This window comes from Modestobacter marinus (genome assembly GCF_019799945.1).
Taxonomy (GTDB): Bacteria; Actinomycetota; Actinomycetes; order Mycobacteriales; family Geodermatophilaceae; genus Modestobacter; species Modestobacter marinus_B.
The window spans coordinates 1-1812 of the sequence record NZ_JABGCH010000092.1 but is presented as its reverse complement, the minus strand read 5'-3'; the positions used below and the strand labels follow the sequence as shown (position 1 = coordinate 1812).

General features: G+C 72.5%; 2 protein-coding genes. Both read left to right on the top strand.

The window, feature by feature from the left end:
* The coding region (locus tag HK417_RS24210; protein WP_222273230.1) for a transketolase at nucleotides 1-835 on the top strand (835 nt) is incomplete at its 5' end.
* A partial coding sequence (locus tag HK417_RS24205; RefSeq protein WP_222273227.1) for a transketolase family protein occupies nucleotides 832-1812 on the top strand: 981 nt, incomplete at its 3' end. The genes HK417_RS24210 and HK417_RS24205, both read left to right, overlap by 4 nt.

Here is a 1812-nt window from a genome sequence, read left to right as displayed (position 1 = left end):
CGACCAGGGGGAGCGGATCGAGCGGATCCGCCAGGCCGCGTACCGGATCCGGCGGAACGCTCTGGATGAGGGGGAGGTGCAGGGGCAGGGGTACATCGGCCAGGCGCTCGGTGTGGCCGACGTGCTGGCGGTGGTCTACGCCGACCAGTTGCGGTTCCGTCCGGAGGATCCGCACTGGCCCGGCCGGGACCGGTTCCTGCTGTCGATCGGGCACTACGCGATCGCGCTGTACGCCGCGCTGGCCGAGGCCGGGATCATCCCGGTGGAGGAGCTGGAGACCTACGGGTCCGATGACTCCCGGCTGCCGATGTCGGCGATGGCCTCCTACACCCCGGGCATGGAGATCTCCGGCGGGTCGCTGGGCCACGGCCTGGGGGTGGCCACCGGGATGGCCCTGGGCCTGCGGCTGCAGGGCAATCCGGCGCGGGTGTACGACCTGCTCTCCGACGGGGAGCTGGACGAGGGCTCCACCTGGGAGGCGGCGATGTCCTGCGCCCACCACGGCCTGGACAACGTCACCGCGATCGTCGACGTCAACGCCCTGCAGGCCGACGGCCCGACCGCCGGTGTGCTGCGCACCGAGCCGGTCCTCGACAAGTGGCGGGCCTTCGGCTGGCACGCCCTGCGGGTCGACGGCAACGACGTCCCGGCGCTGGTGGCCGCCTTCGACGAGCTGCGGGCGCACCGCGGGTCGCCGTCGGTGCTGATCTGCGACACCCGGATCGGCTGCGGCGTGCCGCTGCTGGAGAGCCGGGAGAAGGCCCACTTCATGCGGGTCGAGGAGTCCGAATGGGCCCTCGCCCGCACCCAGCTGCAGGAAGGACTGGCCCGATGACCAGCACCGCGCCCGGCAAGAAGCTGACCACCTCGGCGATGATCGCCTCCTTCGCCGACCCCGGGCAGCGCACGGCCAGCGCCCCGTTCGGGCACGCGCTGGCCCGGCTGGCCCAGGAGCGTCCCGAGATCGTCGGGTTGTCGGCCGATCTGGCGAAGTACACCGACATGCACGTGTTCCGGGACGCCCATCCGGACCGGTTCTTCCAGATGGGCATGGCCGAGCAGGTGATGCTCGGCGCGGCGGCCGGGATGGCCGAGGTGGGCCTGGTGCCCTTCGCCTCCACCTACTCGGTGTTCGCCACCCGCCGGGCCTATGACTTCCTCTGCCTGGACATCGCCGAGCCGGGGCTGAACGTGAACGTCGTCGGCGCGCTGCCCGGGCTCACCACCGGCTACGGGCCCAGCCACCAGGCCACCGAGGACCTGGCCATCCTGCGCGGCTGCCCGAACCTGACGATCGTCGACCCGTGCGACTCGGTGGACATCGAGCAGGCCGTCCCGCAGCTCGCCGCCGCTCCCGGGCCCACCTACCTGCGCCTGCTGCGCGGAGCGGTGCCCACCGTGCTGGACGAGTACGACTACCGGTTCGAGCTGGGCAAGGCCGCCGAGCTGCGCGGCGGCCGGGACGTCGTGCTCATCTCCACCGGGCTGATGACCATGCGGGCGCTGCAGGCCGCGGCCCGGCTGGAGGCCGACTCCGTCGACGTCGCCGTGCTGCACGTGCCGACCATCAAGCCGTTCGACACCCAGGCGGTGCTGCGCGCGGCCCGCACCGACCGGCTGGTGGTCACCCTGGAGAACCACACCGTGATCGGCGGGCTCGCCGAATCCGTCGCCTCCACCCTGGCCTTCGCCGGTGTCGGCACCCGGGTGGTGCCCATCGCGCTGCCCGACGAGTTCCTCGCCGCCGGCGCCCTGCCCACCCTGCACGACCGCTACGGCCTGTCCACCGACGCCATCGTCGCCAAGGTCAAG